At 34.6% G+C, this 26,235-nt stretch carries 25 protein-coding genes; 12 read left to right on the top strand and 13 right to left on the bottom strand.

Annotation, left to right across the window (positions count from 1 at the left end):
- The first annotated feature begins 44 nt into the window (after window positions 1-44).
- From ATE47_RS16240 to ATE47_RS16215, 6 genes are all read left to right on the top strand, one after another.
- On the top strand, window positions 45-1,070 hold the full coding sequence (locus ATE47_RS16240) for a rod shape-determining protein (protein ID WP_027381028.1): 1,026 nt from the start codon (window positions 45-47) through the stop codon (window positions 1,068-1,070).
- A 27-nt stretch (window positions 1,071-1,097) separates the two neighbouring features.
- Window positions 1,098-1,952 (top strand): rod shape-determining protein MreC, encoded by an 855-nt coding sequence (gene mreC, locus ATE47_RS16235; protein ID WP_062162939.1) that lies wholly within the window; start codon window positions 1,098-1,100, stop codon window positions 1,950-1,952.
- Window positions 1,945-2,451, top strand: a complete 507-nt coding sequence (locus ATE47_RS16230) for a hypothetical protein (protein WP_062162938.1) — start codon at window positions 1,945-1,947, stop codon at window positions 2,449-2,451. The genes mreC and ATE47_RS16230 overlap by 8 nt, the downstream gene beginning before the upstream one ends.
- A complete protein-coding gene (locus ATE47_RS16225) occupies window positions 2,448-4,484 on the top strand; it encodes a peptidoglycan D,D-transpeptidase FtsI family protein (protein ID WP_062162937.1) in 2,037 nt (678 codons plus the stop codon). Before ATE47_RS16230 ends, ATE47_RS16225 begins: the two co-directional genes overlap by 4 nt.
- Window positions 4,484-5,713, top strand: a complete 1,230-nt coding sequence (gene rodA / locus ATE47_RS16220) for a rod shape-determining protein RodA (protein ID WP_062162936.1) — start codon at window positions 4,484-4,486, stop codon at window positions 5,711-5,713. Before ATE47_RS16225 ends, rodA begins: the two co-directional genes overlap by 1 nt.
- A gap of 74 nt (window positions 5,714-5,787) precedes the next feature.
- Window positions 5,788-6,369 carry a pentapeptide repeat-containing protein gene (locus tag ATE47_RS16215; protein ID WP_062162935.1) on the top strand — a complete coding sequence of 194 codons (582 nt, stop codon included), beginning with the start codon at window positions 5,788-5,790 and terminating at the stop codon, window positions 6,367-6,369.
- Window positions 6,370-6,571: 202 nt separating this feature from the next.
- Here ATE47_RS16215 and ATE47_RS16210 read toward each other — a convergent pair whose 3' ends face one another.
- Together ATE47_RS16210 and ATE47_RS16205 are read right to left on the bottom strand one after the other, a co-directional pair.
- Window positions 6,572-7,285 (bottom strand): C40 family peptidase, encoded by a 714-nt coding sequence (locus tag ATE47_RS16210; RefSeq protein WP_062162934.1) that lies wholly within the window; start codon window positions 7,283-7,285, stop codon window positions 6,572-6,574.
- Between the two features lie 340 nt (window positions 7,286-7,625).
- Entirely contained in the window at window positions 7,626-9,821 is a 2,196-nt protein-coding gene (locus ATE47_RS16205; protein WP_062162933.1) for a glutamine synthetase III family protein, read from the bottom strand.
- 280 nt (window positions 9,822-10,101) lie between these two features.
- Between ATE47_RS16205 and ATE47_RS16200 the strand changes: the two genes are divergently transcribed.
- The 3 genes from ATE47_RS16200 to ATE47_RS16190 all read left to right on the top strand — a co-directional run bounded on the left by ATE47_RS16200 (window position 10,102) and on the right by ATE47_RS16190 (window position 14,513).
- Window positions 10,102-11,793, top strand: a complete 1,692-nt coding sequence (locus ATE47_RS16200) for a DUF6909 family protein (RefSeq protein ID WP_062162932.1) — start codon at window positions 10,102-10,104, stop codon at window positions 11,791-11,793.
- A gap of 209 nt (window positions 11,794-12,002) precedes the next feature.
- Complete coding sequence (locus tag ATE47_RS16195; RefSeq protein ID WP_062162931.1) at window positions 12,003-12,467, top strand: hypothetical protein; 465 nt, start codon at window positions 12,003-12,005, stop codon at window positions 12,465-12,467.
- A 210-nt stretch (window positions 12,468-12,677) separates the two neighbouring features.
- Window positions 12,678-14,513: a M1 family metallopeptidase gene (locus tag ATE47_RS16190; protein ID WP_062162930.1), complete on the top strand. Its 1,836-nt coding sequence runs from the start codon at window positions 12,678-12,680 to the stop codon at window positions 14,511-14,513.
- A gap of 43 nt (window positions 14,514-14,556) precedes the next feature.
- On the opposite strand, the gene ATE47_RS16185 is transcribed toward ATE47_RS16190, so the two are convergent.
- The 3 genes from ATE47_RS16185 to ATE47_RS16170 all read right to left on the bottom strand — a co-directional run bounded on the left by ATE47_RS16185 (window position 14,557) and on the right by ATE47_RS16170 (window position 18,195).
- Window positions 14,557-15,297, bottom strand: a complete 741-nt coding sequence (locus tag ATE47_RS16185; RefSeq protein WP_150114841.1) for a hypothetical protein — start codon at window positions 15,295-15,297, stop codon at window positions 14,557-14,559.
- A gap of 782 nt (window positions 15,298-16,079) precedes the next feature.
- Window positions 16,080-16,640, bottom strand: coding sequence for a DUF6705 family protein (locus tag ATE47_RS16175; protein WP_062162927.1), 561 nt, complete (start codon window positions 16,638-16,640; stop codon window positions 16,080-16,082).
- Window position 16,641: 1 nt separating this feature from the next.
- The gene (locus tag ATE47_RS16170) at window positions 16,642-18,195 is read right to left on the bottom strand and encodes a hypothetical protein (RefSeq protein WP_062162926.1); all 1,554 of its coding nucleotides are present in this window, start codon (window positions 18,193-18,195) and stop codon (window positions 16,642-16,644) included.
- A gap of 101 nt (window positions 18,196-18,296) precedes the next feature.
- Here ATE47_RS16170 and ATE47_RS16165 point away from each other — a divergent pair, with 101 nt between their 5' ends.
- The 3 genes from ATE47_RS16165 to ATE47_RS16155 all read left to right on the top strand — a co-directional run bounded on the left by ATE47_RS16165 (window position 18,297) and on the right by ATE47_RS16155 (window position 20,145).
- Window positions 18,297-18,662, top strand: coding sequence for a helix-turn-helix domain-containing protein (locus ATE47_RS16165; protein WP_062162925.1), 366 nt, complete (start codon window positions 18,297-18,299; stop codon window positions 18,660-18,662).
- Complete coding sequence (locus ATE47_RS16160; RefSeq protein WP_062162924.1) at window positions 18,663-19,421, top strand: type III pantothenate kinase; 759 nt, start codon at window positions 18,663-18,665, stop codon at window positions 19,419-19,421. It begins immediately after the preceding gene.
- Between the two features lie 196 nt (window positions 19,422-19,617).
- On the top strand, window positions 19,618-20,145 hold the full coding sequence (locus tag ATE47_RS16155) for a GNAT family N-acetyltransferase (protein WP_062162923.1): 528 nt from the start codon (window positions 19,618-19,620) through the stop codon (window positions 20,143-20,145).
- On the opposite strand, the gene ATE47_RS16150 is transcribed toward ATE47_RS16155, so the two are convergent.
- The 8 genes from ATE47_RS16150 to ATE47_RS16120 form a co-directional block, all read right to left on the bottom strand.
- Window positions 20,146-20,577, bottom strand: a complete 432-nt coding sequence (locus ATE47_RS16150) for a nucleoside deaminase (RefSeq protein WP_062162922.1) — start codon at window positions 20,575-20,577, stop codon at window positions 20,146-20,148.
- Window positions 20,578-21,201, bottom strand: coding sequence for a hypothetical protein (locus ATE47_RS16145; protein ID WP_228376288.1), 624 nt, complete (start codon window positions 21,199-21,201; stop codon window positions 20,578-20,580). It abuts the gene before it with no gap.
- Window positions 21,202-21,251: 50 nt separating this feature from the next.
- Window positions 21,252-22,172 carry a helix-turn-helix transcriptional regulator gene (locus ATE47_RS16140; protein ID WP_062162920.1) on the bottom strand — a complete coding sequence of 307 codons (921 nt, stop codon included), beginning with the start codon at window positions 22,170-22,172 and terminating at the stop codon, window positions 21,252-21,254.
- Between the two features lie 84 nt (window positions 22,173-22,256).
- On the bottom strand, window positions 22,257-22,601 hold the full coding sequence (locus ATE47_RS16135) for a hypothetical protein (RefSeq protein WP_062162919.1): 345 nt from the start codon (window positions 22,599-22,601) through the stop codon (window positions 22,257-22,259).
- Window positions 22,602-22,606: 5 nt separating this feature from the next.
- Complete coding sequence (locus ATE47_RS19305; protein WP_185097103.1) at window positions 22,607-22,744, bottom strand: hypothetical protein; 138 nt, start codon at window positions 22,742-22,744, stop codon at window positions 22,607-22,609.
- Between the two features lie 13 nt (window positions 22,745-22,757).
- Window positions 22,758-22,895, bottom strand: a complete 138-nt coding sequence (locus ATE47_RS19300; protein ID WP_185097102.1) for a hypothetical protein — start codon at window positions 22,893-22,895, stop codon at window positions 22,758-22,760.
- Window positions 22,896-23,096: 201 nt separating this feature from the next.
- On the bottom strand, window positions 23,097-23,657 hold the full coding sequence (locus ATE47_RS16125; protein ID WP_062162917.1) for a hypothetical protein: 561 nt from the start codon (window positions 23,655-23,657) through the stop codon (window positions 23,097-23,099).
- A 5-nt stretch (window positions 23,658-23,662) separates the two neighbouring features.
- On the bottom strand, window positions 23,663-26,224 hold the full coding sequence (locus tag ATE47_RS16120) for a hypothetical protein (RefSeq protein ID WP_062162916.1): 2,562 nt from the start codon (window positions 26,222-26,224) through the stop codon (window positions 23,663-23,665).
- Window positions 26,225-26,235 lie beyond the last annotated feature (11 nt).

The following is a 26,235-nucleotide window of genomic DNA, read 5'->3' as shown; positions in this document are numbered from 1 at the left end:
TAAATTTATATCTTTGTAAATCTTTAAAAAATCAGAAGGAAAATATGAGTTTATTCGATATGTTTACGCAAGAAATTGCGATAGACCTTGGTACTGCCAACACCCTTATCATCCATAATAATAAAATTGTTATAGATCAGCCGTCAATTGTTGCAATTGAACGTTCTACGGGTAGGCCGATTGCCGTCGGTGAGCAGGCAAAACATATGCAGGGTAAAACTCACGAGGATATCAAAACGATTCGTCCGTTGAAAGATGGGGTAATCGCAGATTTCCACGCTTCTGAGCACATGATTAAAGAATTTATCAAAAAAATTCCTGGTATTAAAGGCAAATTTATTCAGCCTGCCTTGAGAATTGTGATCTGTATTCCTTCCGGTATCACTGAAGTTGAAAAAAGAGCGGTAAGAGATTCTGCTCAGAAAGTAAATGCAAAAGAAGTACGGTTGATTTATGAGCCAATGGCTGCTGCAATCGGGGTTGGAATCGACGTTCAAAAGCCTGAAGGTAACATGATTATCGACATAGGCGGTGGTACTACGGAAATTGCGGTGGTAGCTCTAGGAGGTATCGTTTGCGACAAATCTGTGAAAATTGCAGGTGATGTATTTACCAATGATATTGCTTATTACCTAAGAACTCACCATAATCTTTACATCGGGGAAAGAACTGCAGAAAGAATCAAAATCGAAGTAGGTTCTGCCGTTGAAGATTTAGATGTTGATATTGAAGATATTCCGGTACAGGGTAGAGACCTTATCACAGGTAAGCCGAAAGAAATTATGGTTGGGTACAAAGAAATTGCCCGTGCATTAGACAAATCTATCATCAGAATTGAAGATGCCGTAATGGAAACACTTTCTCTTACGCCTCCGGAATTGGCTGCTGATATTTACAAAACCGGTATATATCTTGCTGGTGGTGGTGCTTTATTGAGAGGTCTTGCGGACAGATTACACAAGAAAACCGGTCTTCCTGTATTTGTTGCAGAGGATCCGTTGAGAGCTGTAGTTCGCGGAACGGGTATTGCGCTTAAGAATATGGATAAATTCAATTTCCTGATTAAATAATTCTAACCTTTTTACGAACACATCTGAATGGGATTTTTGCTGAGATTATTTTCGAAGAACGCGCTTTTTGTCTTCTTTATATTCCTGCAAATCATTGCTCTGGTTCTGATATTCTCTAAAAATGCCATGCAAAGATCCTGGATTGCCGGCCAGACTGCCGCGTTCAATTCCTGGGTTTCAGGGTATATTGATGAGGGTGTTTCTTATTTGAAACTAAAGCAGATTAATGAAGATCTTGTTGCTCAAAACAAGGCTTTAATGGTTGAGCTTTACGGAAAACAGGGCGCTGCAAATCCTCAGTTCAGAAAAGTTCATGATACGCTGGGAGGCGGACAAATCTATACATTCGTGGATGGAGAAATTGTTTTCAACAGTATTAACAGACGAAATAATTACTTTACAATCAACCGGGGCAGACGAGACGGGGTATTTCCTCAGATGGGGGTAATGGCTCCGAGAGGTATTGCGGGAATTGTGATCAATTCTACGGATAGCTACTCATTGGTACAATCGGTTTTGAGTGTTAATAGAATCAGGATTAATGCTTCTTTAAAAAGCTCAGGCTATTTTGGAACACTTACCTGGAATGGGGATAATTCCAGAGTAATGCACCTGGCGGATATTCCCAAATATGTTGCTTTGAAAGTTGGTGATACTGTTGTAACAGACGGGAAATCAGCAATTTTCCCTAAAGGCGTAATGATAGGAACTGTAGCGGGCTACTCCGTTGATAATAAAACAGGATTCTGGGATATCTCAGTGGAATTAAGTGAAAAAATGGGAGCTTTGCAAAAAGTTTTCGTTGTTAAGAATCTTAAAAAAGCTGAGGTGCAAAAAATTCAGGATACAATGCAAGCCGTAATAAATAAGGAAAATGATTAGCAGAACTTTATTTACCGACATATTAATCATGATTTTCCTGGTTGCATTACAAATATTTGTATTGAACAGGGTCACTATTTTCGGGAAATACACTCCGGTGCTGTATCCTGTATTTGTCATGTTTTATCCCTTTTTTAGAAATAAATTTCAGTTTCTGGCTTTAAGTTTTCTGATAGGACTATCAATCGATATGTTCCTGAACGAGGGCGGGATCAATGCTTTTGCAACAACCCTGATCGCTTACTTCAGAACCTTGATTTTCAGAACTTCTACGGATACTTCCACAGATTTTTTCTCTTTTCAGTCCCTTCAATGGGGGCAGTTTTTATTGTTTTTATTCTCGAGTATCTTTTTACATCAGCTTTTAGTACAATATATAGAGTTCTTTAAGTTTAGTAGATTTTTTGAAATATTATTTAATGTATTGGTAACGAGTATAATTTCGTTTATATTTATAGTTATGTATGCATTAATATTTAAAATCAAACAAAAAGTTTGAACACACGTTATTTAAAAATTTTTTCCATTCTCGTTATTATCGCCTTGATTTTCGTGGCGAGACTTGCATATTTGCAGTTATTAACTGATCGTTATGCTTTAAATGCAGCGAATACTTCCATTAAAATTGAATATGTAATTCCACAAAGAGGGGTGATTTTTGATCGTAACGGTAAAATCCTCGTGGGGAACCAGCCTGCCTATGAAATTTCTTTCACTCAGGCTTTGATGAAACCGGATTTTGACACCCTTGGCTTTTGTAGTTTAATGAGAATTACAAAGGATGATTTTATCAAAAGAATTCAGCTTATTAAAAAAGAAAAATATTATTCCAAGCTGAACCCGATGACTTTTATGAAGGATTTGAGCAGGGAAGATATTGCGAGAGTCCAGGAAATTATATTTAAATATCCTGCTTTCAGTATTGTTCAGAGACCTCAGCGTCAATATGAAGTTTCTACTTCCGGAAACCTTTTGGGATATACCAGTGAAGTAAATGAGAGGGAAATTAAAAAAGACTCAACCTATTATTTACCAGGCGATTTCATCGGGAAAACCGGCGTTGAAAAGTCGTATGAAAAAGAACTTCGTGGGATAAAAGGAATGAAGTATATTCAAAAAGACATCAAGCTTCGAAATATAGGTTCTTATAAAAACGGATCTCTGGATAAGGATGTGGTTACCGGAAAAGATCTTACTTTAACCATTGATTACGATCTTCAGAGAATGGCCGAAGAAATGTTGGTCAACAAACACGGAGCAATTGTTGCAATAGACCCGAATAACGGTGAAGTTCTTGTTGCAGCCACCGGACCGGATATTGATCCGAACTTATTTACAGGCCCAAATAAATCTAAAAATTTATACGCTCTTTCAAAAGATACTATTTACGACAATCAGCCTACTTTCGACAGATCGCTTCAGGCAGCTTACCCTCCGGGGTCTACTTTTAAATTGTTAACCGCTTTAGCGGCAATGCAGATGGGAGTGATGGATGAAAACACGATTTTCCCCTGTGGTGGCGGATTCAATTATAGAGGATTAAGAATTAAAGGGCATGGTGGAGCAGATCCCTTGATTCCCGCGATTCAGATTTCCAGTAACTGCTACTTTTCTTACGCTTATTTAGCGATTATAAACAAATATCCGGGAAATCCCTCAAAAGGAGTGGACGAATGGAAGAAAATCATGAGTAGCTTTGGTGTAGGAGAGTTTCTGAACAACGACTTTGCGGTAGGAGCAAAGGGTAGAATTCCTTCCGGTGAATTCTATGAAAAAAGAATGCAATCTATTCTGAAGGCAAGCGGTTCGAAAAAAGACCCTAAAAACTGGGACCCTTTAGCTACCGGGGCTGTCTTCAACGGAATGGGGCAGGGAGATGTTTTGGTTACTCCGCTTCAATTGGCCAATTATGTTGCAGCCATCGCTAATAAAGGTTGGTATTACACTCCACATATCGTAAAATCCATTGATGGAAAACCGAATCCTGATAAAAGATTTAAGACAAAACATAAAACACTTGTTGATCCGAAACATTTTGAACCGGTACTGAAAGGTATGGAAGCTGTAGTTTTGAGAGGTACGGCGCATGGTTTGAAATCAAATGATTTTACACAGTTGGCAAAAACGGGTACAGCACAGGTTCCACAAGGGAAAGATAACTCTATCTTTGTGCTGATAGCACCTGCAGACAAACCGAGAATTGTTGTGGCTGCGGTAATGGAGCATGCAGGTTTCGGGGCGACTTGGGCAGGTCCTGCAGCGACTGTAATTGCTGAAAAATATATCACAGGAGATCTGAAGCGTGAACATCTTTACAAAAAGATGACAACCTCCAGCTTTATGCCTGAATACAAACGTCAATGGATTGCTGATTTGAAGCGTAAAGGTCTTTATAAAGATCCGAAAGAAGATTCTATAAAGCAAAAAAGGATTCAGGACAGCTTGGATTTTATTAAGCAACAAAAGGCAAAGCTGCAGAAACAGATAGATATTGAAACAAAGAATAATAAAAATACAAAATCAACAAAGTAATGAAATGGGCTGAAGGAATAGATAAATTGGGTCTCGGCCTGTATTTCCTGCTTTGCATTTTTGCCATTGCAAATATCTACAGTGTTGACCACAAGTTAGGAGAAAAGCAATTGATTTTCTTCTGTATTTCTTTGTTTGTAGGATTAATAATTTTCGTGGGAAGAAGCAAATTCTTCGAAAACATGTCAGCAATTATATACATTGGCGGTGTTTTACTTCTTATCGGGCTTTTCCCTTTTGGTAAAGAAATTCTTGGGCAGAAAAACTGGTACAAATTTGGGAGTTTTACGATGCAGCCGGTGGAATTTGCGAAAATAGGAACAGCATTAATGCTTGCCAATTATGTTTCCGGGCCAGAATTTAATTTAAGTAATAAAAAATCTCTTTATACTACACTTGCCATTGTAGGAATTCCGGCGGCAGTAGTTTTGATGATTCCGGATGTAGGATCAATGTTGGTTTTCATTGCTTTTTTCATTGCGTTGTATCGTGAGGGATTGAGCGGATTACTATTCGGGATAGGATTTCTTTTTGCGGGTGTTTTCCTGATTTCTTTAGCGATAAATCCAATTTATGTAGCTGGAGCCATTGTCCTCATTATCGGAGGTTGGATTGCTATGAATTACTATAAAATGTCCTGGAATATTATTTCTATTTCCGGAATTGTTGGTTCTGTTGTTTTATTGTGCGGATTAGCTTTTGCATCACCAAAGATTTTAGAAAAGCTTCCAAAACACCAGAGAGAAAGAATTGAAGTTTTATATAAAGGCGAAAAAGCGTTCAGAGATACGTCTGGATATAATTTATTATACTCAAAAACTGCGATAGGTTCCGGTGGGCTTTTTGGAAAAGGTTATCGTGAAGGTTCCGTAACACAGGGAAAATTCGTTCCTGAGCAGGAAACCGATTATATTTTTTGTACAGTGGGTGAAGAGTGGGGCTTTGTTGGAAGTGCCGTCCTTATTCTCTGTTACTTGGTCTTCATCGGCCGGATTTATTATCTCGCAGAACAGCAGAAATCAGCATTTAACCGTGTTTTCGGATATTGCTTTGCTTCGATCCTATTAATGCACTTTACGATCAATTTAGGAATGGTAATGGGCCTTTTCCCGACAGTTGGTATTCCGCTGCCTTACTTTAGCTATGGAGGAAGCTCGCTGCTTGCCTTTTCGATCATGACTTTTATTTTTTTTAAACTGAATTATTCGGATAGGAATAGCTTGGTGTAATAGGCTGAAGTTTCGAGGTGGGAAGCTGGAAGTTTAATAATATTCTTTTTTAAATTCTATTAATCATAATTCCAATGAAAGAAGCACACGTTCTGGACCAAACTTTCGAAAACACAGACTTCACCCAACAACCTTTAGAAAAAGGCGAATACGAAAACTGCATATTCAAGAACTGCAATTTTGAATATGCAAATCTTTCCGGTTTCAGCTTTAATGACTGTGAATTTATCGGATGCAATATGAGCATGGCAAAACTTCTTACAACGGCTTTTCGTGATGTGGTTTTTAAAGAATGCAAAATGTTTGGGCTTCATTTTAATGACTGTAATGAATTCGGGATGTCGTTCAGGTTTGATGGTTGTTCTTTAAACAATTCTATCTTTTATAAAACTACCATTAAAAAGACTTTATTTAAAAATTCAAAATTAATAGAAGTTGATTTTGCAGAATGTGATTTATCAAATGCAATATTTAGCGGATGCGACTTATCCGGAGCTATTTTCGAGAATACAAACCTTGAAAAAGCAGATTTCAGGACTTCAGTCAACTATTCAATAGAACCTTCTCAGAACAGGCTTAAAAAGGCTAAATTTTCTCTATCCGAAGTTTATGGACTTTTGCATAAATTCGATATTGAAATTGACAGGAATAGTTAATTTTGCTAGAAGCTAGAAGCTAGAAGCTAGAAGCTAGTATTAGCGATGCTATATTCCCCTTCCTTGAAGGGGTGGATTTTTGCAAGGCAAAAAGACGGGGTAGTTAAAAATACAGCTGTTGGTTTCGAGAGTCTCACCAACGAGCAATAAAAAAACCATCAAAAATTTTGATGGTTTCATTATTTAAATCAATTATTTAAAATTAAAAACTTGTTCCGTTTGATGCAGGAGTCGTCGTTGCAAGATTGTTATAAGCTTCTCCGTTTTCATTGATAATTCTTTTTCCGAATCTGTATCTAGGTCCCCAATAAGAATCATTCAGTGAAGAAACCATTACGCCTCTTGAAGTAGCTGCGTGGATGAATTTCACTTCACCGTCTTCTGTTACGCTTTCTACAATACCTACGTGAGAAATTCTTCTGCCATGAGAAAAGAAAATCAAATCTCCTTTCTGAAGCTCGCTTTTTTCGATTTTTTCACCTTCCTGAGCCTGAGAAGCTGCTACTCTAGGTAAGCTAAGCCCTGCTGCTGCCCCGAAAACTGAAAGAACAAACGCTGAACAGTCGATACCGTTTCTTGTCATTCCTCCGTATCTGTAAGGCGTTCCAAGGTAAGTTTGCGCCTCTGTAAGGATATTGTCGATGGTTTTATTGTGTCTGATTGATTTTGCAATTTCAGAATTTTTAATAGAATTTTTAGCATTAGCTAAAGATGCCGCCTTTTCAGCAAGAAATGAGTTGATCAATTGCTGCTTATCCTGCTCCATTTTCTTTGTGTCGATAGAAGCTAGTTTGGCATCTGTTTTGTATTCTTTAGTGTAAGTTGCTGGTTTTGAAACTACGTAATTTGTAACACACGATTGTAACGATACTGTAGAAACGAAAGCAACTAAATAAAACAAAACTCTTTTCTTCATATATATTTGATTATCCGTGTTAAAAATGGAATATTATTTTTCAAAAGCATTACAAAAATATGTATTCCAGCCAAAAGGGCTTTGATATGATTATTATCAGGTTCTATTTTTAACACATTTTAACATATTATCTAAGTATGTTAAAGAAAAACAAACCGCAACCGCCTATTTTCGGTGAGTGTGCGGTTTTTTTTATTAAGGTTTTTTAACAAAATAAATGTAATTCCTTTACTAATCGTACTTCAGGTTTTAAAACTCCAACTTTTATATCTGTTAATAAAACAAAAAAACTCCCCGGAAAAATGCCGGGGAGTGTAATTAATATGGAACTTTACAAATGTTACTTTGTAAATAACATTTCTCTGTATTTTGTCATTGGCCAAAGCTCATCATCCACCATCATTTCAAGATCATCAGAAGCATCTCTGATTATATCAAATAGAGGTTTTACCTTGTTACAGTAGTCTTCTGCCTGTTTTTGGCTGTCTGTTACGGCTTTTGCCGCTTCCCTTGCCTTGATCAGGTCTTCAACACCTAGCTTGATTTTAGATACATTTTCAGAAATATTTGTGATCAGACTCATTTGCTCTTTTGCTAATGTCTTGAATTCTTTATCTCCGAAAATTTCTTTAAGACCTTTTACATTTTCAATTAATCTGTTCTGATAATTTAAAGCAGAAGGAATAATGTGGTTTCTTGCGATATCACTTAAAACTCTTGCTTCAATATCAATCACAGTAGAATATTTTTCTAATTTGATTTCATTTCTAGCCTCAACCTCTCTATGATTGAAGATTCCTATTTCTTCATACAGATCAAGGAATTTCTGATTCATTTCCTGCTTTAATGCTTCAGGAGTTGTTTTCCAGTTATTCAGGCCTCTCTTTTCAGCTTCTTTCGCCCAGTCATCAGAATATCCGTCACCTTCAAACATAATGTTTTTACACTGCTTGATGTATTCTCTTAATACGTTGAAGATGGCTTCGTCTTTCTTAAGACCTGTTTCAATTAAGGCATCAACTTCTTTTTTGAAATCGCTTAATTGTTTTGCCGCAATTGTATTCATTACCGTCATAGATTCTGCACAGTTTGCAGAAGAACCTACCGCTCTGATCTCGAATTTATTTCCTGTAAATGCAAATGGAGAAGTTCTGTTTCTGTCAGTGTTATCTAACAAGATTTCAGGGATTTTTCCAACAACATTTAGTTTTAAATCTGTTTTTTCGTCTGGTGAAAGTTTTCCTTCCGTTACTTTTTCAAGCTCTTCCAATACTCTGAACAACTGGCTCCCAATAAATACAGAAATAATTGCCGGCGGAGCTTCGTTTGCGCCCAATCTGTGATCGTTGCTTGCTGATGCAATGCTTGCTCTTAAAAGATCCGCATATTCGTGAACCGCTTTAATTGTATTCACGAAGAACGTTAAGAACTGTAAGTTTTTCTTAGGATTTTTTCCAGGGCTTAACAAGTTTTCACCTGTGTCAGTTGCTAAAGACCAGTTGTTGTGCTTTCCGCTTCCGTTTACTCCTGCGAATGGTTTTTCGTGGAATAAAATATGGAAGTGGTGTCTGTGAGCAATTCTCGCCATGATATCCATCAACAAAGAGTTGTGGTCTACGGCAACGTTTACTTCCTCAAACATTGGAGCAAGCTCGAATTGGTTTGGAGCAACCTCATTGTGTCTAGTTGTTACAGGAATACCCAATTTCATACATTCGATTTCCAATTCCTTCATGAAGTTCATTACTCTTGTAGGAATTGAACCGAAATAATGGTCATCTAATTGCTGTCCTTTTGCCGGAGAGTGTCCCAATAAAGTTTTACCTGTTAAAACTAAATCCGGACGAGATTGATACAATGCTGAATCAACCAGGAAATATTCTTGTTCCCAACCTAAAGTTGGAGTTACTTTTGTTACATTTTTGTCAAAATACTGCATTACGTTGGTTGCAGCTTCGTCTACAGCGTTCAACGCTCTTAAAAGAGGTGCTTTATAATCTAAAGTTTCTCCTGTATAAGAGATGAAAATAGAAGGGATACATAATGTAGTTCCCATAATGAAAGCTGGAGAAGTAGGATCCCAAGCGGTATAACCTCTGGCTTCGAAAGTGTTTCTGATACCACCGTTCGGGAAAGAAGATGCATCCGGCTCCTGCTGAATCAATAAGTTTCCGCTGAATCTTTCGATTGCTCTACCTCCTTCAATTGGGGTGAAGAAAGAATCGTGCTTTTCTGCAGTACTTCCTGTCAAAGGCTGAAACCAGTGCGTGTAGTGAGTTACTCCTTTGCTCATTGCCCAGTCTTTCATAGCTACAGCTACCTGGTCTGCAATGTGTCTTTGGATTTTAGTTCCTTTTTTCATCGCATCCAAAATAGATTGGAATGCTTCTTTTGTTAAATATTCTCTCATTGTCTCTTCTGAGAAAACATTCTGACAGAATAATTCTGACAATTTTGCAGGGACTTCAACAGAATTATCTTTTCTAAAGTCCTTGAATGGTAGGGTTTCTAACGCTTTGAATCTTAAAGTTGACATAATAAGGTTAATTTTTACAGGGCAAATTTACAAAAAAAATGAATTGAAAATATTTTCACCCTAAAATTTTAAGGGGTAATTTTAATTTTAAATAAATTTTAAACAGTGATTTGGTTTTTGAAAAGGGGTAAAGCCATTATAAAGTTTAAAACCCGATACTACATATTAAGATCGCTTACAATTACTAATAACATATATAAATATTACGTTAAACCATTTATTAAAAGTTACTTAAAATAAGTTGCAGGGAGATTTTGTATATTTGTGTGAAATTTATTTTATGACAAATTCTAGAGCAAGAGAAACAACGGAAGCAATTGAAAGATTGTATATTTCTATGAGACACCTCTTTTACAGAGGTTTTTTTAAACCCGCCGGTGTTTCAGGAGAGAGTATCAGAAGTTTGTTGAAGACCATTAATCCGGAAATTTACGGAAGCATGAATATTCCGAGCAAATTGGAATTGGATGGTTTGATGTACGTTCTGGACAGGCTTCCGGAAGGGATTGAAGAATGCGCTTTTATTCATCTTACATCAGATGAAGGTTTTGATAAAGGAAGTTTCGAGCCAATAGTACCTAAAAAAAGACGAAGAAACTGCTACAGAATCGATGAGCATCAGATGAACATTGAAGTTCTTCTAGGACGTTCGGAAATCTATGATATTCTTACTCACCTTACATTTTTATTTATAGAAGCGGATAAAATTAGAAATCTGGCCTTCATTCAGGATGAAAACTGGAAACCGACACGCGCTTTTAAAATTATTGAAGAAGTAGTAAAAGGCGAAAAAAAATTCAGCAGAAGAGAAAAAGAGGTTGCTCTTATTCATTTATCTTCTTTAATAGGAAGAACTTTTGATGAGACATTAAATGCTTACAATACTTTCGGGGATGACAGCAATCCGGACCGTTTATTTAAAATCATCTACAACTTAGGAAAAGTAAGCCTGGAGGATGCAAAACAGACGAGAGAAAGGGAAATTCATTTCAGTGCGATATTAAAGGAAAGGGTAGGACATCATTATTTTGGTGAAAAATGGGCCAACAAAGTGAAAGAAGTTTTGTTTGAAAACGATCTTCACATGCGTCCGCTGCATATCATTTCTGCCAACATGCACTCGGTGAAAAATATGCTGTATGCAAACGATGCTTTAAAGAAAAAAGACCCTAAAGAAGTTGATTACAAATTATACGGAGATATTTCTGATAAAAAAGAACTTCGCGACAAGGTTTCAAAATATGCTTTGGAAGAAGGTTTGATCTATATTAATGACAAGAGCGGAAGTAATATTGATGTTCAGATTATTGATTTAAGCAAAACAAATCTTAAGAATACTCCTTTCGGACACATAAAATACGGTGGAGACGATGTGATCATGGTTTTCGATTATGCTTTCGGCGAGCAGGCTTTTGAGGTAATGGATGAATTGTTGAGGCCTTTCGAGCAGAAAGAAGAGGTGTATATGATGAAGGTAAAATCTGTTTCTATCATGGGGAAAGCGGGAATTCTTGCCGGTGGAAAAGGAGATATCATGATCCCGACCGCCCATATTTTTGAAGGAACGGCAGATAATTATCCTTTTGAAAATGCCTTAAAACTGGATGATTTTATTGATGATGAATTGCAGGCTTTTGAAGGTCCGATGATTACCGTTTTAGGAACTTCACTTCAAAACAGGGATATTCTTTCTTATTTTATGAATACTTCATGGAAGGCAATCGGTCTTGAAATGGAAGGAGCTCATTATCAAAAAGCCATTCAGGTGGCGTCTAAAATCAGGCATCATATTGCACCGGATCTGTTCGTCTGCTATGCGTATTATGCTTCGGATAATCCTCTGGAAACAGGAAGTACGCTTTCTTCGGGAGGTTTGGGACTTACGGGTGTGAAGCCGACTTATCTTATTACGTTGAGAATCTTGGAGAAAATTTTGCAACACGGAAAAAAGGAAGTTTCTATTAAAAAATAGTTTATTCTTAAATTAAATATAAGCCTCGAATGTTTTTGCATTTGAGGTTTTTTGTTTTTAAACACAAATGGCACTAGTTTTTTCACGAATTACACTAATTTCTATCCTTGTCAAGGTTCAAAACCTTGACAAGGGTGATTGGAAAAACTACGTCAGCTGTAAAATCCGCGAGTAAATCAAATTAATTATCTTTAAAAAAAATTAAAACAATGAGTTCAACTTCACAATTAGCCAAAAGATTTCGGGAAGTATTGCTTGATGGTTTATGGATTGCCAATACTAATTTTAAAGATCAGCTTAAAGATGTAGCCTGGGAAACGGCAACAACAAAGGTCGGTTCTTTAAATACCATCGCTATGCTCACTTTTCATATTGATTACTATGTCGCAGGATTGGTGAATGTATTTGAAGGCGGCGATTTGGAAATAAAAGATAAATACAGTTTTGATCTTCCACCAATTGAGTCTCAGGAACAATGGGAAGCTTTATTAAATAAACTATGGACGGATTCCGAAAAATTTGCAGCCTTATTGGAACAAATGCCCGATTCTAAAATGAATGAAGTATTTGTTGATGAAAAGTACGGGACTTATTTAAGGAATATTGATGGAATGATCGAACATGCTTACTATCATCTTGGGCAGATTACTTTGATTAAAAAGCTTTTGAACTAAAGCATAAATAAGTACTAATTTTTTCACGAATAACACGAATACTGTTCGTGCTTAAAATTGTGTAGACATTGTGATATTCGTGTTTAAAATATTTAACAATTAAATTTAAAATCAATCTAAAACCATAACGAACAAAACAAAAACCTCATCATAACTCCACATTTGAGGTTATTATTTTAATTACATATCTTTAAAAAAATAAAATTTTAAATGAAAAAATCGGTTGCAATCCTGTTTGCATTTATCATTTCACAATTTCAGGCGCAGCAAGGTCCTTATTATCAGCAGGCTGCGAAATATAAGATGAACATTGATGTAAATGCAGAAAAATTTACTTACACTGGAAATCAGACATTGGAATACACCAACAACTCACCGGACGAACTGAAAGTTGTCTATTTCCACTTGTACTGGAATGCTTTCAAACCAAATTCTATGATGGACCAAAGAGTGGCAAATCAAGGGAAAAATGGTGATTCAAGATTGCAGAAAGACGGAATTTCAAGATTGGCTTCTATTCCTAAAGATCAGGAAGGAACGCAAAATATTCATTGGATCAAACAAAATGGTAAAGATCTGAAGTTTGAAATTCAGGAAACGATCATGAAAGTGTATCTGGCAGAACCGATTAAGCCAAATTCAACCACAACTTTTACGATGGATTGGGATGCCGTGATTCCGCAGCAGATCAGAAGAAGCGGTAGAAATAACAAGGAAGGTGTTGATATGACCATGACGCAATGGTATCCGAAAATTGCGGAGTACGATTATGATGGCTGGGCAACGTTTGATTATGTAGGAAGGGAATTCCATGCGCCGTTCGCAGATTTTGATGTTACCATTAAAATCAATAAAGATTATGTAATCGGAGCCGGAGGAATCCTTGAAAACCCGGCAGAAGTAAAAGGCTATGATCCAAACGCAAAAATTAAAGCCGAAAAAAATAAAACAATATGGAGATGGACGGCGAAAAATATACTAGATTTTGCATGGAGTGCCGACAAAGATTATATTGTGAAAAGTTTTGATGTTCCGCAAGGCCCGAAAGTGTTTTTTGTATACCAGAATAATGATAAAACGAAAGTTTGGGAACAGGCTCAGCCTTATGTGACAAAATATTTCCAGTTGATGAATTCTCATTTCGGGAAATATGTTTACCCCACTTACGCTTTCATCCAGGGAGGTGATGGTGGAATGGAATACGGAATGTGCACGATGATTTTGGGTGAGGCGAAAGATATTCAGGGGTTAATGGGACTGATGGCTCACGAAGGTGCTCACTCTTGGTATCAGCAGATGTTGGCTACGAATGAGCCGATGCGTCCGTGGATGGATGAAGGGTTTACAAGCTATGCCGAGACTTTTGTGATGTCGCAATTGTTTCCGGAAGATCTCCCGAATCCGTTTGCAAAATCAGTGGATGGTTATAGAAATTTCATTAAAAAAGGAATCGAAGAACCGGCCGTTTGGTTTGGCGACCACCATGATAACGGGACTTCTTACTCTTATGCTTCTTACGTGAAAGGGGAGTTGTATCTGGTGCAGTTGGGTTACATTATGGGAGAGCAGAATTTAGCTGAAACATTGAAGCAGTATTATGATCAATGGAGTATGAAGCATCCGTCTGACAGGGATTTCCTGCATATTGCCCAAAAAGTTTCGGGGATGGATTTGAAATGGTTCCAGAATTATTGGATCAACACGACAAAAACGATCGATTACGGAATTAAAGACGTAAAATACGATGCAAAATCCACAACCATCACTTTGGTGAATAAAGGACAAATTCCGATGCCTATTGATTTCAGTGTAATGACAACAGATAAGAAAATTATCACGTACCAGATTCCAATGAATATGACACACACCTGGAAGGAAAAAGATGCGTACGGCGAGTTTAAGACAATTCCTTACTGGCCGTGGACACAGAAAGAATACACGGTGATAGTTCCTTATACAAAAGCCCAGTTGGCGGTATTGGGAATTGATTTCAGCCAGAGAATTGCTGATGTGAATTTGGAGGATAATTTTGTTGAGGTGAAATGATTTTTAAGATAAATAAAAACCGCAGATTTTTTCTGCGGTTTTTTTATGGATTTATACGTTTATAAAATTCATCAATTATCTTTTCTTTTTCTTTCAGCTTTTTGTTGGAATTGATAATATTCATGGAAAAACTAGCTCCGATAGGACTGTATCCAAGATTTAAACAGGCAGTATTGATTAAACTTGCTGTTAAAATAGAAGCATAAGGATCAGGTAATTTATTCTCTAATTTATAATTTTCAATAAATGCTATATATTTAGGATCATTAAGCTCATTATCAATTTTATCGGTATCTTTTTTAGTGATAACCTTTTTTAGCTTTATTAATTCTTTCATATAAGATAAGCTATATAGATTCATTCCTATGTTATTCTTTAATTGAATTGTATCTGTGTTATAGTTTATCATTGCTTGTTTGGTTAGATGATTAATATCTCTTACCATTATAAGCTCTTTTCCATTCTTATTTTTGTATATAGAAATTTTAAATCTGTCTTCCGGATAAGGTTTAGTTGTTAATGGAATACTGTCAAGGGTTTCTAATTTTATCACTATAAAATCTGATGGTTTTTCGGTAACATCCCAAATCTTATAATGACTTTTATATTTATTTATATTAAATGGCTCCAAAGAAAATGTTGTTGATGCATATAACGTGTCATGAGACTGTTTATAAACATGCATTTCATCAGGGCCAATAAAATAATATGGTTCTTTGAATACTTGTGAGTTTATTAAACTATATAGACTTAATAAAAAGATGAATGATATTTTTTTTATCATAAGATTATAGTTAATTAATGATTTTTTTAAAAACATACCAATTCATTAATCCTAAAGCTAATACTATTACTATACAAAAGAAGTTTATTTCTACATTAAAAAAAAGAATCGAAATATTATATAGGAATAATAAATATAGAATTTGTAGTGATATTTTATTACCGAACCGTTTAATTATAAAAAATAAACAGATATATATAAGAAAATAAGCACTTATACCAATAATTAATATTTCGTATAGAAAAAAATAGATTAAATAAAATTTTAAGGTTGAACCAGTAAAATTTGAAGGATTAATTAGAATTAAACTATCATATTGTTTATTAGGAGAACTAGTGATTAAACCAAAAAATATTTGAAGAATATTTTTTATAAAAACAAAAACAATAGTTGTTAATAATAATTTATGTATATTATCCGCAAATTTCATAGATTAAGAATTAATTACAGCCTAAACTTGATAAGGGGGCCTTATTTTTCAAATAGTTTTTAATCTTTGAGTAAGCAGGTCTATATGTTTTAGGTTCTAACTTATTAGCCAACCCTCCATTTTGTGGTAAATTAATATAGTTTTCCAGTTTAGTCTGCATACCCTTCCATAATTCATCGGCTTTTTTAAATGCAAAACTCTCTGCTAAATAACTGATTCTTTCACATATTTAGGTTTCCCTAAAATTGAGTCTTTGATAACCTGAGAATTAAAAAGAGCAGGTGAAAAAACTAAAAAGAATAATATTTGTTTCATGTTCATCATTTGAAAAGCCTCTTTTCAGAGGCTTGAATTATTGTTTTGTAAAAATTATATCTTTAGGTTCATCCGGTAAATTTATTTTTATACCTCCGGCAGGATAATCTGGACAATTTATATTAGTAATAACTGTTGATTCTGGTATGTAATTCCATTTCAAGTGTGTTGAATCGATGTATGTTACATCAATCATTCCCCAACCAACACCACATTTTCCTCCTTCATAATCAAAAATTATAGAACCATCAATATCTAAATCCATACTAGTGATATTAGCATTTTCAAGAGTATAATTCTTTGTACTCTCTACTATTTGATTATTAACTAAAATTTCATATTTAATTACCAAGACATCACTATAGTAACTTTTACTTATTAAATTAATAGGCCGATCTTCTTGTTTTGTAATATAAAGATGTATTTGTTTATCTCCTACAGAAGCATTCCAACTTCCCACATATTTGTTTAAGTCATTATTTAAATCTTTTATATGTGCATTATTGGGAATTTGACTATATTTCGTGCTTAATGGTAAATTTTGAGCATTACATGAAGATGTAGTTATTGCAAATAGAATTAAAATTATATTTTTCATTTTAACAAGATTTTGTTTCTGGAATTCCGTTTGAGTTTTGTTCTATTGTTGAAGTTGTAGTACTTCCGTTTTCTTCATTTACTTTTATTAATTGTATTTTATCTTTTAACCCCATTTTTTCAAGCATATTAAAAAATAATTTTTCAAGACCTAAATTTGAGGCTTTTTGACCAAAACCTTTATATTCAGATTCCAAAATTTGTATGTGATGCTTTTTATATTCTTTAACTAAATTTTTTACATAGGCTTCTTCTTGAGCATCCGTCATAGCAAGAGGCAAATCAGATGCCGTTCCTGTAAAATTAATAAAATAAGTTCCGGTAGAAGATACCATACCACTGTATGCATTCCCAAGAGTACTAGCATCCTGTTCTCTCACAATATGTAAAAATGTCATAATATCTTTCGGTGCAAACATAGCAATGGTTGGTAGTTGATGCGTATGCACAGTTCCCAAAGAGTTGGGTCCTATTCCAAATTCTATTTGATTGTTGACAATGACACTTCCTGGTAGAAAAGTTCCACTTTTTAATTCCTGAAAGCCTCCTTCGTCTTTTGAACTTGTCCCGGAATGTTCTTTTAAAGTAATAAGAGAACTTTTTATTTGTGGTTTGCTTATTATAGTCTTTATTTTATTGCAAGGAGTATACTTCGGATTCCCGCCCAGATTCGGCAAAGTAGGAGTACCGATAGCACATCCATTCTCATCTGTTAATGTTGGATCTAGTGAGGTAGAGGGTACCACTACACAGGGCGGTTCTTCCGGCTGTGGGTCTGGATTTGGAAAGATTCCACCACCTCCCGAGCTTCCTCCTCCACCGATAGGATAGAAAGAATCATCAATAGGGTCAGGATCTCCTGTACATACCATAGCAACCATTGTATAATGCTTTGCAGGATAGCCTCCACCCCCTTCTGCACTCTCCCAGTTACAGCTTCCCCAGGTGCTTTCATTTCCTGCATGATGATCTCCTGTGTAGCAGGCGAAATAAACATCTACATCCTGATAGCCGCATGTTTGTTTTCCCATAGGATTTCCAAATGTTCCTTTTTCAAGTTCTGTCACTTCTACTTTTCCTTTTCGGCTGACATCTCCACCTGAAAGGATGATCTGTTTTTCTTGCTCCGTAAAATTATAGGTTACCAAAAACTCCCTGTACGTTCCATCCGGAAGAGGGGTTAATAATAAGTTTTCTACAGGAGCATCCGCGGGAGCATTTTCTCTGTTAATTTTAAAGGTGTAAGTGTGATAGTTGGATCCGTTTTCTATATAGATCACTTGTTCAGTATCTATTGAAACACCGTTTCCGTAATCAACAACCTTACCTGAAACATTTGCTTTGAAAGTTTTAAATGTTTGCTCTGCTTTTTGCAATTCAGTGGAAAGTTTAGCAAAATGTTTACTTTCACTTAAAGAAATAGTTTTTGAAGTTAAACGGAATGCACTGCCGTTGTTGTGTGTTTCCTGTTCGGGGAATTGATCATTTCTGCAGGATTGCAGCAAAAAAATAAAGACTGCCATAAGCGACAGCCATGAAATAAATTTGTTTTTCATTTCGTGTTGAATTATTTTTTGCAATACTAAAATAATTTTTTTAATACGCAACACACTTTCGCGGAAAAATTATTACTTTTACGAAAAGTATTTTTACTATTATGGAAAAGATTATCAAAAAGATAGCGGAAATCCGCAGTAAAAAAGGTTTCTCTTATGAGAATATGGCTCAGGATCTTGATCTGAGTACTTCGGCATACCGCAAAATAGAAACAGGAGAAACAAAGCTGACCGTAGAACGATTGGTTGATATTTCCAAAATATTGGAAACTCCGCTTAATGATCTTTTGGATACAGAATCTCAAAAAAATTTTAATCAAGAGAATAAGGATAATGCACACGGATTTCAAGGATTTAATGACAATATCTTTAACGAATATTCTGAAGTTTCAAAAAAGCTGATTGCTAATTACGAACAACAAATCGAAGAACTGAAAGCAGAAATCGAAGAACTGAAAAACAAGTAAATGAATTCAATCGTAATAAACATAGGAAACAGCAATATCAGGTTTGGGCTTTTTGATGATGACAATTGTGATATTTCGTGGGTTATCAATACTAAGCCTTACAGGACGGCGGATGAATTGTATGTTCAGATGCTGATGCTGTATCAGACGTATAAAGTGGAGCCTAAAGCAATCAGCAAAGTAATTATCGGTTCCGTTGTTCCTCAGCTTACCAAGGTGATGAATTCGGCGATTAAGAAAATCCATGATATTACTCCGGTGATTGTCGACAGGAATACCCCTTCAGGAGTGGTCGCAAAATCTAAGCAGATGGGAACGGATATTTATGCCAATCTCGTTGCTGCTCACAATATGTATCCGGACAGAAAGAAAATTGTCCTTGATTTCGGGACGGCTCTTACGGCAAGCTGTGTTGCGGAAGACGGTGAAACGCTTGGCGTAATCATTGCTCCCGGAATTGTAACAGCCTTAAATTCCCTGATCAGCCAAACCGCCCAACTTCCGGAAATCGAATTGAAAAAACCAAAAACAGTTTTAGGACTAGACACCGTAACCTGTATGCAAAGCGGTATGGTATATGGGTTCTTAGGAATGGTGGAAGGTTTTATCGACCGTATCAATGATGAAGTAAATGATGATTGCTTTGTTGTAGCAACAGGCGGAGTTTCCCATGTCTACAAACCCTTAACGGATAAAATCCACATAATGGACAGGCTTCATACGTTGAAAGGACTTTACTTTTTAGGAAAAGATATTTAGGATTTTACCACAAAAGTTACAAAAGATTTTTTAACACAAGTTATTTTAAGTTGATTACTAAACTGCAAGAAGATCACATGATTTTTGAAAATCTTTGATTTTCTCTTATGTGAACTTTTTTAGCTTTAAAACTAATGCGTTCTAACGTGTTAAAAAATCTTTTGTAACTTTTGTGGTTAAAAAATAAGTTTAAAAAATGAAAGAATTTCCAAGAATAGAAACAGAAAGACTCATTCTCTCTCAATTGAAAGAAGAGGATCTTCCTTTTATTGTTGATTATTTGCAGGATAAAATTTTTTCTGATCTTACTTCCAATATTCCTTATCCTTATCAAAGAGAAGATGCTGAAATTTGGTTAAAAATGTCAAAAGAAGGCTTTGAAACCAGGAAAGGATTTACATTTGCCATTCGTGATAAAGAGGAGAAAATCATCGGAGCCATCGGGCTTCATGACCGGGAAGACGGGAAAGCCGAATTGGGCTATTGGATTGCAAAACCCTTCTGGAACAATGGTTTCGTAACGGAAGCGGCAAGAGTGATTCTTGATTTTGGGTTTAAAGAATTATATTTCAACAAAATTTTTGCGACACACTTTCCTCACAATCCTGCGTCCGGAAAAATCATGGAAAAAATAGGCATGCAAAAGGAATCTGTTTTAAAGCAACACATCAAAAAAGGTGAAGAATATTACGATATTGTGATGTATTCTATTGTTAAAAAGTAATTAACGTTTTGATTTAAAAAATTCTTTCACAATCAAAGAACATTCGTATTCCATAATTCCGGTTACAATTTCTGTTTTAGGATGAAGGGAAAGATTTTTGTTGATAAAGCCCCGCTGTTCGTCCCTGGCTCCAATAACCACTTTTGAAATCTGCGCCCAGGAAAGGGCTCCGGAACACATCACACAAGGCTCCAAAGTCACATAAAGAGTACAGTTTTTCAGGTATTTTCCGCCAAGAAAATTGGCTGCGGAAGTAATGGCCTGCATTTCTGCGTGAGCGGTGACGTCATTTAAAGTTTCCGTAAGATTATGTGCTCTTGCAATCACCCTATTGTTGGAAACAACCACACAACCAATAGGAACCTCATCTTTTTCTAATGCGATTTCGGCTTCATTGAGAGCCATTTTCATGAAATATTCGTCGGTAAACATTTATTCAAAACTCATAGTTAAAGGAAATTTGAAACGATATCTCACCGTATTTCCTTTAAAAATAGCCGGTGAAAACTTTTCCGAAATGGAATATAGTGCAATTTCTGCCTGTCTGTTGAATGTAAAATTATTGCCCTGAGCCTGGACATTGCTGATCGTTCCATCTTTTTCTACAATAAAATCGACATTGGCTTTCACAATTTTTTCATCTGCATACACCCCATCGGTATAAAAGATATTGACAACCTCTTCGCGTAAAGCATTGAGTCCGCCGGGATAATCCGCAGCTTTATCGGTTACCGGGATAAAATCTGCATTGGGATCTATTTTAAGATTTCTGCTCTTAAGATTTCCGAGATCCTCCAAATTTTTCACTTTTAATAAAGCTCCGATAAGTGCAATATTTTCTATGCTATCCATCTTTTTCATGAAAAATATAAAGTCACGCTTGATGTCATCTTTAGAAAGAATATTGGGCTCGTTTTCGTATTTCTTCTTAAATTCATTATTAAGGAGAACTCGATGGTGGTTGTAATAATTCTTTACATTCTTAAATTCTTCCAACTGCTGTGAGAAACAAAAAGAAGAAATAAGACAAAAAAGGCAAAGAAATAGTGATTTCACTTTGATATATTTGTGTAAATGTAATCAAAAAATATGAAAAATCTAACTTTCTAGCTTTCCAGATAGCGGTTAAGAGATTCCTGCAAATGATTGCGAATATCTTCAACTAAACCTTTCGGTTCTAATACCTGAACTTCTTTTCCATAGGATAAAATTTCCTGCATAAAGTCGTAGGTAGGGTGTAGGAAAAACTCGAAAAATATCTCTTCCGGTGTTTCCTTTGTTTCTTTTTGGGATTGGTGAAGAGGGAAACTTTTGATATATTCTCCCTGATGGCGACTGCATTTCATAACGATTTTCTGAGGGTTTTGCTCAGTAAGATTCATTACTCCGAAAGCATTTTTAAAATGTTCTCTAAAATTGTATTTATACTTTTCCCTGAATTGTTTGTCGCTTACATCGAGATAATTAATTCTGTCTAATCCGAAAGATTTTAAGACTTTATCTTTTGTATCGATCGCAATAAGATACCATCTGTCCTTGGACTCTTTTAATGCCAAAGGGTGAACTTTTCGCGAAGTCATCAGCTTGTTTTTGTAATTGTAATGCTCAAAAGAAACGATTCTTTTATTTCTGATCGCGAAAAATAAATCGTAAAAATTTTCGACACCGGTTGGTTTTCTGGATTCAAAGAAGATGAAATTTGAGAAATCCGGATGAAGATTCAGGGCATTGCTTACCTGAAAAGATTCGAGTAGTTTCTGATTGTATTCATCTACTTCCATGATCGGACGGCTCTCGATATAATATCGGTTGTCACCCTTTTTTTTGTTATGAATGGAAAGATTAAAAAGATCCGAAATCTCCCGAATATCCCGCTGCAAGGTACGAATAGAGTAGCTCTTGATCCCCGCATCCTGAAATTCGAAGGAGTTGAGTAGATAGTCCTCCAGCTGCGAATAGGTAGCCGGAGAACTTTCTAATCTTTTTATAATTAAGGCATATCTTGTCAGGTAAAAGTCTTTTTTCATTGCTAAAGTTTCTACCACAAATATATGGGCTTAATGCGACAAAAGGTGTCGTGTTTTATTTTTGTGGATAAAGTTTTAGGAATGCTAACCCATAAATACTTTCCATTCTTCCAAAAGATCTATTACTTCATTAAGAGGCATTTCAAAGGTTGTATATTGTTTTTGATCAGAAATAAAGTACGCGGTATTTTTATTACATTTAAAATAACCACTATCATAACCTATTTGAAGGAATATATCATTATATGGTTTTATTACTTCTTCCCAAGTTTTATTACCACTTTTAACAGCCTCAAGCATATTTATGGTTTCTTGGATATCCTCAACTGATCTTGATTGCCCTATGAAATGCCCTAATAAAATATATTTATCATCTGTAGGATTTTCATATCTATAGCCATTATTATTTAAAAATTCTATTTTTTTCATTTTTATTATTCAAATATTATATAAGCAGTTATAATTTCTTTTGTTTTCAAATCAACTCTCATTTCTATAAAAATTCCATCTTTGGTTTTGCCAACATAGCGGTTACCTTCCTTTTCAATAATATTTTCACTAGCTTCTTTCACTGTTTTTTAAATTTTATGTAAGTCCCTTTCCGTCAATACCATCAAAGGCAATATTATTAAAATCTCCAGCCAAAAATAAAAATTCTCTAAATGCTTTTGGAAACTCTTTCCCATGATTATATTTTTGTTCAATCTGTTTAATTTTATCCAAAGAAAACCCTCTATTTTGAATCCTTCTAAAACTGGATTTTCCTTTAGTTGGGTCATATACTGTATATTCATAATTATTTAATTTTGAAGCGATACCTTAAAAATAGACAAAATAAAATCCACTTCTGATTAAATCTCGGAAGTGGATTTGATTAAGTTATTCGATTATAAATGTTTATTAGGAAACAAAACTTCAATCAAATTATATATTTACAATTTCTTCAGTATAAGAATATCGATTGGGAGTTCTTCGAATTAAACATTTTGTAAAAGGCAAAAACTCACCTTTATCCGGATCGAAATATCTTTGTTGAAGATAAGCATCAAAAGGGTTATTTTTATTTTCAAGCGCAATGATAAGAATGTTGTAGAATTTATTTTCAAATTTAAAATAATCATCTATTCTTACAAATCTTGTGCTGTAATCTTCTCTTTTGAAAAAAGTATTTTTCCCAAAATATTTTTCATACTCTTCCAATTGTATTAGTTCAGGAACTTGTACAATAAATCTAGTAGAGGCATCACTATTTAAAATAATAATACTCTTGGGATCTATTATTTTTACAATACTATCCCAAAAATAAGAAGGTGTTCCTCCTAAATATTCAGGAACTACGATTTTCCCATCATTTACCCAAGTTTTAACCTTATGAATACCAAGATCCTCTTTTTTACTCCTTTCCAAGTATAATGAATATTCTTCTCTATTATAAATATTTGTGTGTGTTTGCCCTTCTACAGAGAATTCTATTTTTTCTATCATATTTATTATTTAAGTGTTTTAGTAAAACTTTCAATTCGTTCTATTGCTTTGCCGGTATTTGATGTATCTTCACTTGGAATAAAAACATCTTCACGTATAAACCTTCTCAATGATTCATACTGTTGGTTGCCACCTTTATAAACTTTGCCAAAGTTAGCACTTCCCTTAGTTGTTTCTTTCATTGGGCCAATCCATCCATCCCTTACTTGAAATTCTTTTAAAACTTTATATTTTCTAATAACTAAGGGATCTCCGGGCTGCGGATATTTCCAACTTTCTAAGACTGCTAATTTTTCTCGTAAATCTTTAATAGTATAAATTGGTTTATCAGTTAAAAAACCTCCAGGTGTATTTTGAGTTTTACTTTCAACAATGTAAAACTCATCGCCTTCTTTTAAAAATTTATCTATTACTCTTGATTTGCTTTTAGGATCGGTTGCATATGGTGGATTACTATTAGATTTTTCATATGTATAATTAATATATTCTCCATCTCGAACTTTTCCTTCTTCAAACTTTGCCCTAAAGCTAACATCATCTCCCTTCTTCATTACCTCCACAGTATCTTCATAATTCTTAATGATTTTTCTTCCTGAATCATCTACTATTTCTAGCTCTATTTTTATTTTTTTAAGTTCAGCAAAATATGTATAATTACCGAGTTCTCTAAAGTATTTTATCTCAACTATAATACCTTTTGGATTTATTTTTGCTAAAATATTTCCTTTAAATTCAATGACTAAGAGTCCATCGATGATCTTTTTTTGAAGTTTAGGAAAATTTTTAGATAATAAATCTACAAATTTTCCAATATTAGAAGGCAATTTTTTTATAAAAATTGAAGCTTGCTCATCCATTAGTTTTATGGATCTTTTAAAAACATCATCAAGCATTCGTTTTATCTCAGCCCAACCTTTTTTTAAGAAGTTAAGCAATTCTTGGAAGCCTTTGATTAAATCTTTAATAGATTTCAAGAAAAAATTAGCAAAAGTTCTTACCGCTTTTAAAGCTCCTTTAGCAATTCCAAAACCTAATCTGAAAATTCTGAAAATAACTTCTTCCAGTTTTTCTATAATTAATGGTACGGTTACTGTACCACCTGTTAAAAAAACGGTTAGAATAATTTCAATAATTAAAGATAAAATAAATCCATATGCATAACCTAAAAAATATGAGCAAGCAACCGGATCAAATGTAAGATTTATTTCTTTTATTTTTTCATAAACGTATTTTGCAATTTCTGTAAAATCAATGTTTTGGATAGCTTGTATAGCTTCATCAAATTGTTCTAATAATACAGGTAAATATTTTTCGACATTTTGTGCGAAATCTGCTCCTAATGAAAGTCCGTCATAGATCATTTTTACCATTGCAAATAATCCTGAGATCGCATCTATCAAACCATTCCAAACCCCACATAATAATGCATTGTACGCTCTTACACCATATTTTAAAACTTCCAGATTAGAAATTTCATTTAATTTATTTATTGTATCCCAAGCAATATAATAGGCATCTACATATTTTTTATAAAGAAATTCTAAAAGACTGGTTGGCTCGGCATATCTGGAAAATTCTTTTTTAATTTTTAATTTTGATCTTACAAAGTTGTGCTGTTCTTTTAGTTTGTCTTGTAAATAATTAACTATTTCTGAAAAATTTATGATACCATTATCTGACCCGATAGAAAGAATAGGATTATAACGATAATTGGGATCTGAATCTCCATTATCAAGTTTTGGAGGTTTAGGTTGCCATCTGTTTTCTTCAAAGCGCAGGTCTTCGATTTCTTCAATAACTTCCTTTAAAATACTGCTTGTTAGTTGTCTGGCTGCAGGATTTACAAAAACGCCTAAGCTTGGAAATATTGAACTAATTACACTGGTAAAGAAAGATGCAATTTGAAAGAACGTTTTTGCTGTTTTAATACGGGGATCTTCTATATACCCTTTATGAAATAAACTATTAATTTGTTCATCAGTAAGGCTCGGAACAAACTTTTTAATCTGTTTATATACATTGTCATTATCCTGTAGGTCATAAGCAAGACTGTTTTTGGTGCTTAAAGTATCTAAAACATTCTGAGATATTCTGATAGCTCCATAAGTTCCGCTAACACTATCTGATGAGTTATCCTCAACAAAGATTAAGATTTCATTTCCTTTTGGTTTACAAACTTCAAAACATTCTTTAAGTTTTGTTGCTTCTGTAGAAGAAAATAAAATTACTTTAAATGCAAAATGTTCAATATCTACTATACCATAATAATAAAAGTCCTGAACGTCTTTGATATATTTTGCTAAGTCACTTCTTATATCTGAAATGTAAGTAAAAGTGCCCTCAACAGGAGGATTAGAATCAGGATAATATTTAGTTAAAATATCATCTGATGATTGATTATATAGCTTTGCTGTTGCAAGTGGGCTCACATTATTCATTCCTCGGATATTTTCACCTATAGTAAAAGCATTTTTAAATGTTGGAAATGTGAAGGATTGGAATTTATTCTCCATCGACAAAGCCTCTTCACTAAAATCAAAAACATCTTTATATTCTGTATTTTTCATTTTTAATAATT

Origin of the sequence: Chryseobacterium sp. IHB B 17019, assembly GCF_001456155.1 — a bacterium.
Lineage (GTDB): Bacteria > Bacteroidota > Bacteroidia > Flavobacteriales > Weeksellaceae > Chryseobacterium.
Note: the sequence above shows the minus strand (reverse complement) of the source record. Positions and strands in the feature narration are given on the sequence as shown.

Excerpts from the sequence above, each read along its gene's own strand:
- ATE47_RS16170 (WP_062162926.1), bottom strand. The coding sequence starts at position 18,195 with ATGAAAAACAAATTTATTTCATGGCTGTCGCTTATGGCAGTCTTTATT.
- ATE47_RS16185 (WP_150114841.1), bottom strand. The coding sequence starts at position 15,297 with ATGATAAAAAAAATATCATTCATCTTTTTATTAAGTCTATATAGTTTA.
- ATE47_RS16230 (WP_062162938.1), top strand. The coding sequence starts at position 1,945 with ATGATTAGCAGAACTTTATTTACCGACATATTAATCATGATTTTCCTG.
- ATE47_RS16160 (WP_062162924.1), top strand. The coding sequence starts at position 18,663 with ATGAATTCAATCGTAATAAACATAGGAAACAGCAATATCAGGTTTGGG.
- ATE47_RS16240 (WP_027381028.1), top strand. The coding sequence starts at position 45 with ATGAGTTTATTCGATATGTTTACGCAAGAAATTGCGATAGACCTTGGT.
- ATE47_RS16135 (WP_062162919.1), bottom strand. The coding sequence starts at position 22,601 with ATGAAAAAAATAGAATTTTTAAATAATAATGGCTATAGATATGAAAAT.
- ATE47_RS16175 (WP_062162927.1), bottom strand. The coding sequence starts at position 16,640 with ATGAAAAATATAATTTTAATTCTATTTGCAATAACTACATCTTCATGT.
- ATE47_RS16215 (WP_062162935.1), top strand. The coding sequence starts at position 5,788 with ATGAAAGAAGCACACGTTCTGGACCAAACTTTCGAAAACACAGACTTC.
- ATE47_RS16120 (WP_062162916.1), bottom strand. The coding sequence starts at position 26,224 with ATGAAAAATACAGAATATAAAGATGTTTTTGATTTTAGTGAAGAGGCT.
- ATE47_RS16125 (WP_062162917.1), bottom strand. The coding sequence starts at position 23,657 with ATGATAGAAAAAATAGAATTCTCTGTAGAAGGGCAAACACACACAAAT.
- mreC (WP_062162939.1), top strand. The coding sequence starts at position 1,098 with ATGGGATTTTTGCTGAGATTATTTTCGAAGAACGCGCTTTTTGTCTTC.
- ATE47_RS16140 (WP_062162920.1), bottom strand. The coding sequence starts at position 22,172 with ATGAAAAAAGACTTTTACCTGACAAGATATGCCTTAATTATAAAAAGA.
- ATE47_RS16165 (WP_062162925.1), top strand. The coding sequence starts at position 18,297 with ATGGAAAAGATTATCAAAAAGATAGCGGAAATCCGCAGTAAAAAAGGT.
- ATE47_RS16150 (WP_062162922.1), bottom strand. The coding sequence starts at position 20,577 with ATGTTTACCGACGAATATTTCATGAAAATGGCTCTCAATGAAGCCGAA.
- ATE47_RS16205 (WP_062162933.1), bottom strand. The coding sequence starts at position 9,821 with ATGTCAACTTTAAGATTCAAAGCGTTAGAAACCCTACCATTCAAGGAC.
- ATE47_RS16190 (WP_062162930.1), top strand. The coding sequence starts at position 12,678 with ATGAAAAAATCGGTTGCAATCCTGTTTGCATTTATCATTTCACAATTT.
- rodA (WP_062162936.1), top strand. The coding sequence starts at position 4,484 with ATGAAATGGGCTGAAGGAATAGATAAATTGGGTCTCGGCCTGTATTTC.
- ATE47_RS16195 (WP_062162931.1), top strand. The coding sequence starts at position 12,003 with ATGAGTTCAACTTCACAATTAGCCAAAAGATTTCGGGAAGTATTGCTT.
- ATE47_RS16155 (WP_062162923.1), top strand. The coding sequence starts at position 19,618 with ATGAAAGAATTTCCAAGAATAGAAACAGAAAGACTCATTCTCTCTCAA.
- ATE47_RS16210 (WP_062162934.1), bottom strand. The coding sequence starts at position 7,285 with ATGAAGAAAAGAGTTTTGTTTTATTTAGTTGCTTTCGTTTCTACAGTA.
- ATE47_RS16200 (WP_062162932.1), top strand. The coding sequence starts at position 10,102 with ATGACAAATTCTAGAGCAAGAGAAACAACGGAAGCAATTGAAAGATTG.